This window comes from Geobacillus sp. (assembly GCF_017515625.1).
In the GTDB taxonomy this organism is placed as follows: domain Bacteria; phylum Bacillota; class Bacilli; order Bacillales; family Anoxybacillaceae; genus Geobacillus; species Geobacillus stearothermophilus.
On record NZ_JAFWFM010000013.1, the window covers coordinates 1 to 5,866 of the forward strand.

The following is a 5,866-nucleotide window of genomic DNA, read 5'->3' on the forward strand; positions in this document are numbered from 1 at the left end:
GCTGCCAAGAAAACTGGATCAATCAACAAAATATTGCACTCGGGGTTCTTCACCTAATAGGTGAACATTCGAAATGGAGTCGAAGTCTCGACACGATTGGGTTTCCCAGCATTTTTGATACACTTCTGTCACGGATTCAGGCTTTCGTCCACTTGACAAACGATTCCATCGCCATGAAACGAAGCGCCAATTGTTGGGCGATGCCGTTTGTGCTCCATGGCGGCTGATGCGTTTTCAGCGAAGCGATCACCGCCTCGTCAGCAGCGACATAACCAAGGCGCGCGCCGGCCAGGTGATGGATTTTCGTCAACGATCGAAGCACAATGAGGCGCGGATAGCGTCCCAACCAGCGCATCGCCGTAAACCCGCCGCGCCAAAACGGATAAAATGCTTCATCGATGATTACATAGGTGCCAGCCGTGTGCGCCGCGTCCACCAGTGATCTCAATTCACCTTCCTCCATCACTGTCCCCGTCGGATTGTTCGGATGGCATAAAAAGATAATGTCTTGCTTGCCTGCCCAGGCAGTCGCTTCATCCAAGTCATAAGAAAAGCCCCGCGCTTCATCGGCCGCGAATCCCTCCACATCGCATCCATAAGCGAGACAGGCGCGCCGATACTCGGAAAACGTCGGCTCCAAGATGCCGACGCGCCGACCGGCAAATAGCGCGGCCAACAAATAAATCGCCTCCGCCGCCCCGTTCGTCATCAGCACTTGTCCGGGTCGAATCTGCTCCTGCTTGGCAACGAGCTCCCTGAGCGCCTTCGCTTCCGAATCCGGATACTCCCCGGCCCAGCGAATCCACTCCTCACCGCTCGGCCAAGCTGACGGCGGCAGCCGGTACGGATTCGTATTGACGCTGAAATCAATGTATTCGTCTGGAGGGGCCAATCCGCATTGCTCATACAACGCGCGCGGATTCGCCCCATGCGCCGGCCAACGCAACGATTATCCCCCCAATCCATAGCAATAATGTAAACACTAGCACCGTTCCAATCATGATGCGGACCGCTTGGCGAATGTGGGCGGCGCGAAGCGGGGCGGCCGGGTCACCGAGCGTCGGCCTCCTCGAGACCACACCGCCGTATGTATTCGTTCCGCCGAGCTGCACCCCAAGCAGCCCGGCCATCGCCGCCTCAAGCCAGCCGCTGTTCGGGCTTGGGTGGCGGCGGGCATCGCGAAATAAGATCGACAGCGCCAAACGAAAGCGGCGGCCGCCAAAGACCAACACCATCACAAGCGCCGTCAGCCGCGCTGGAATGTAGTTGAGCGCATCGTCCAGCCGCGCGGCCGCCCAGCCAAATTCGCGATACTTCTCATTTTTGTATCCAATCATGGAATCACACGTGTTCACCGCCCGGTACAATAACGCGAGCGGCGCACCGCCCAAGGCCGCATAAAAGAGCGGAGCGGTGATGCCGTCGCTCGTGTTTTCCGCCACCGTCTCCACGCAGGCGCGGGTGATGCCGGCTTCATCGAGCCGCTCGGTGTCGCGGCCGACGATCATGGACAGCGCGCGGCGCGCCGCAGGAAGATCGCCTGCTTCCAGCGGCCGGCGCACGTCCTCAGCCGCCTCAGCGAGGCTTTTCGTCGCAATGGCGGTGAAAATGAGGGCCGCCTCGATCGCCACCCCTACGTATACGGACAGCGCGTAGCCCACATAAACGATGAACGCCGATATCCCGTAAACAGCGGCCAACACGACCGCCACGGCCGCCGCCCCTTTCGTCCGCCGCTTTGTTCCTTGATTCCAGCGGCGATCAAGCCACGCAATCATCATTCCCATCCCGCGCACCGGATGCGGCAGCCAGCGCGGATCGCCCACGAGGGCATCGAGAAACAGCGCCAACGTCAATGCGGCCAAATGGGTCATCGCCGTTTCCTCCGCTTCTCCCAGCGGCCAAGCGCCTCAACTGTTGCCTCATACACAAGCCGGCCGAGCGCCCGGCCAAGCTCCGTCGCCGTTCCGGCATAGGCAAAGACCTGCCCGGTTTGCGTCGCCGCCACAGCGAGCGAATCGGTCGACGTACCGGTGGCAAGCGTCCCGGTTTCCGGGTCGCAAACCGAACGGTCGGCGAGCGCTTTTGCCTTCGCTTCTGTCGCTGTCATCACCGCCTGGACAAACGCTGCTTCCGTCAGCACTCCGTCAATGACCACCACCATGTTGATCATCCCCGGTCTTGCCGCTAGCGGCTGATGCTGGCACGCCCGAGCGGCATCGACGGCATTGCCGACGCCAGCGGTCGCCATGACCGCAACCGAAAACGCTTCCCCTTCTTTCTGAAGCCAAACAGCATCCCGGACATCAACCGCTGTCATCATGCCGACCGTTCGTTCCGGCGGAAACCCGTGCTGCTCCAAATAGCGGCGCATGTCTCCTTCCGCATCACTGCAATCGTAATCCAACCCGACTTGGCGGTTGACAAAATGGGTCGCCCATTGAAATCCGGCGCCGATCAATGCCGAGGACAGGACGCGAAGCGGCGCGGCCGCAGTAAGCACAGCGGCGTCATCAAGAAAGGAAAGCCGCAGCCCGCCGACCGGCGATTCCCCTTGCTTCTTGTTCGGCATGAACGAAAACATCGGCGTTGCCGACGCCGGATGGGCCAGACGCACAATCGGCGCGGCAAACACTTCCTCAAGCAACGCCGGCGTCATGACATCCGCAGGGGCGCCGAGCGCAGCTATTTTCCCTTTGTTCAGCACGAGCACCCGATCGCAATACAAGCTCGCCGCATTCATATCGTGGAAAACGGCGACGACCGTCAAGCCGCGGGCGTGCGCCGCTTCGGCGAGCCGGTCCAAAAGCCGGACTTGGCCGCTCACATCCATATGGTTCGTCGGCTCATCGAGCAAGAGCAGCTTGGGCTCTTGGGCGAGTGCGCGGGCCAAATAGGCGCGCTGCCGCTCGCCGCCGCTCAATCGTTCGAGCGGTTCATCGATTTTCCCCGTCAGGCCGACGGCCGCAAGCGCGTCTCGGAGGGCGGCTTCATCGTCCTCCGTCCACGTCGGAAAGAAGCCGCGCTGATGAGGATAGCGGCCGAGCGCCACCGTTTCCCTCACCGTATAGCCGGGCGCCGCCTCCGCTGTCTGCGGCAAGACGGCGGCCATCCGCGCCCATTGCTTCGCAGACAGCGCCGAGAGCTTTCGGCCATCGATGACGATCTCCCCGCTTGCCAGCGGCAGCTCTTTGCTGATGAGTTTGATCAAAGTCGTTTTCCCGCTTCCATTCGGCCCTAAGATGCCGAATATTTCGCCTTTTTCCACGGCAAACGTCACACCATCAAGCACTTGTTGCTGCCCGTATCGATGCGATACGGCCCGCACCTCGAGCATCGTCATCCCATCTTTCGTTTCGTTTTTCGGAAAAACAAGACGGCAAATAGCGGAGCGCCGATCAGCGACGTAATGACGCCGATCGGCAGTTCGCGCGGTTCAATGATCGTCCGCGCCGCCACATCGGCAAGCACAAGAAACGCACCGCCGTACAAGAGCGACAGCGGCAACAGCACCCGGTAGTTCGGCCCGCACACAAGCCGAACCATATGCGGAACGACAAGCCCGACAAAGCCGATCGTCCCTGACACCGACACCGCCGCGCCGGTGAGCAGCGCCGCTGCCGTCAAAATGATGACTTTTCGGCGCGTAACATCAACGCCGACATGAAGCGCCGCCTCCTCGCCAAAGGCAAACGCGTTCAACTCGCGGCTGTTGGCGATGAGCACTGCGGCCCCAACGAGAAAAAACGGCAGCAACAGCCCGCTGTATTTCCAGCCGCGCATCGCCACGCTCCCCATCAGCCATGAGATGATTTGCCGCAATTCTTCCCCGGTCAACGCGATCATGAGCGAAATGAACGCGCTGAAAAACGCGCCGAAGATAATGCCGGCTAAAATGATCGTCTCAACCGACATGCGCCGCTCCACAGCGCGAGTGAACGCCAAAACGGCGGCAAGCGTCGCCATGCCAAACAAGATGCTCACGACCGGCAGCGTGAACGTGCCAAAGAACGGCCATTGCCAGCCGAGAAAGATGACGAGCACCGCCCCGACCGACGCGCCGGACGAGACACCGAGCGTGTACGGATCGGCGAGCGCATTTTTTAACAGCCCTTGAAACGCGGCCCCGGCCAGCGCCAATGACGCCCCGACCAAAAACGCAAGCACGACGCGCGGCAAGCGGATCGCCATCACGATCGGCACCCAATCAGCCAGAATGTGGCGAGGCAGCGCCGCTCCGAACCATTCAGCCGCCAAAATGCGGACAATAGAAGAAAAGGGAATCGACAGCGATCCTGTCGATACCCCTACGAGAAGCGATAACACGGCCGCGGTGACGGCCAATATATACATCCACATTTTACTTGAACACATCCGGGTAAATGGCTTTGGCAAGTTCCTCGACCCCTTCGACAAGGCGCGGACCCGGTCGGCTTACTAAGTCGGTGTTGACGTCATACACCCGCTTGTTTTTCACCGCCGGCACGTCTTTCCAAGCGGCGCGCGCCAACACTTGCTTCGCTCCGCCGTATGTCGTGATGATGACATCCGGCTTATAGGCCACGGCTTTTTCTTCCGTCACCATCGGCCAGCCTTCCAAGCTGCCGGCGACGTTTTTCGCCGAAATCACTTGAAGCATCTCATCCATAAACGTCCCTTTGCCGGCCGTATAAATTTGCGGCGGCGGCGACACTTCAATCCAGACATTGGCCTGTTTGTCCGCCGGGATTTGTTTCGCTTTTTCTTTGATTTTCGCAAGCTTCTCTTTCATCTCATCAATCACTTACTTCGCTTTGTCTGTCGTCCCGGTCGCTTTGCCGATCAAGTCGATGGACGCATATACATCGTCGAACGACTTCGCGTCATTGACGACAAGCACGGTAATGCCGGCGTCTTTCAATTGCTTGAGGCCATCGCGCGAGTTATGGGCGCTTGACGCGTGGGCCAAGACGAGATCCGGTTTGAGCGAAATGATTTTCTCGACGTTGAATTCCATGCCGCCGATTTTCGTTTTCGTTTTGACGTCTTCCGGATAATTGTCAAAATCGCTGACGCCGACGATCTTATCGCCCAACCCCAACGCATAGGCGATTTCCGTATTGCTCGGGATGAGCGAGACGATTTTTTTCGGTTCCGCTTTGATCGTGACATCCTCGCCAAGCCCGTCTTTCACCGTCACCGGAAACGCCGCTTGTTCCGTTTTCGGTTCTTCTTTTTTCGCAGGCTGGACGTTGCTATTGGCTCCACTGCTGCAGCCGACCAGCACGGCGGCCAAAAGGAAGAACACCGCCACCACCGCCGGCCATGTCCAACGTTTCATCCGTCATTCCCCCTTCGATGATGTATGTACAACAAAAAAGCCCATTCCGTCCGAACGGGGAATGAGCACGAAACAGACCGCCAATGGGCACAACAATGCCCTGTACGACTGTTTCCACGTCTCACCCCCCGAAGATTCGGAAACTGCGGCAAGCAAGGCAGGTCTACTGGCTCATGCTTCATCCTACTCTGAAGCCTTCCCGTACGGAAAACAGCGCAAGCCATCTGTCCGTACAGTGGCGATTTCATTTCGTCCGCATTGACAGTTGCGGGGACAGCTCCGGATTCCCACCGGATTCCCTATTAAGCCTTTTCGGCGCCTTGCTGCGAGTTGATGAATTTGTCGGATATGGACATTTTTATATTAAAGCAAGACCTGGCATTTGACAACTGTGAATTTTACAGTGAGTCAGTCAAGACTTTGTGGAGAACATTTTTTCGGTTCACTACGGGTGTTGTCAATCACTAGTTAGCGAACCATTTTCAGGAATTCATATCGTAAGCGCTTTCGGACTCTCATCCCTCATCTTGAGGCGATGATACGATA

3 protein-coding genes, 2 pseudogenes and 1 riboswitch are annotated in these 5,866 nt (G+C 58.3%); all 5 genes and pseudogenes read right to left on the reverse strand.

The features are described 5' to 3' along the window. Positions 1 to 142 precede the first annotated feature (142 nt). A pseudogene (locus IKE44_RS00845) lies at positions 143 to 946 on the reverse strand (aminotransferase class I/II-fold pyridoxal phosphate-dependent enzyme); the annotation flags it as partial. Beyond that, a complete protein-coding gene (gene cbiB, locus IKE44_RS00850) occupies positions 903 to 1,874 on the reverse strand; it encodes an adenosylcobinamide-phosphate synthase CbiB (protein WP_020754603.1) in 972 nt (323 codons plus the stop codon). The gene cbiB and the pseudogene IKE44_RS00845, both read right to left, overlap by 44 nt. Next, entirely contained in the window at positions 1,871 to 3,343 is a 1,473-nt protein-coding gene (locus IKE44_RS00855) for an adenosylcobinamide amidohydrolase (protein WP_049624474.1), read from the reverse strand. Before IKE44_RS00855 ends, cbiB begins: the two co-directional genes overlap by 4 nt. Further along, complete coding sequence (locus tag IKE44_RS00860) at positions 3,340 to 4,374, reverse strand: FecCD family ABC transporter permease (protein ID WP_183084381.1); 1,035 nt, start codon at positions 4,372 to 4,374, stop codon at positions 3,340 to 3,342. Before IKE44_RS00860 ends, IKE44_RS00855 begins: the two co-directional genes overlap by 4 nt. Further along, positions 4,361 to 5,320 (reverse strand): annotated as a pseudogene (locus tag IKE44_RS00865) (ABC transporter substrate-binding protein). Before IKE44_RS00865 ends, IKE44_RS00860 begins: the two are co-directional and overlap by 14 nt. A gap of 139 nt (positions 5,321 to 5,459) precedes the next feature. Continuing rightward, positions 5,460 to 5,658: riboswitch (cobalamin riboswitch) on the reverse strand. Positions 5,659 to 5,866 lie beyond the last annotated feature (208 nt).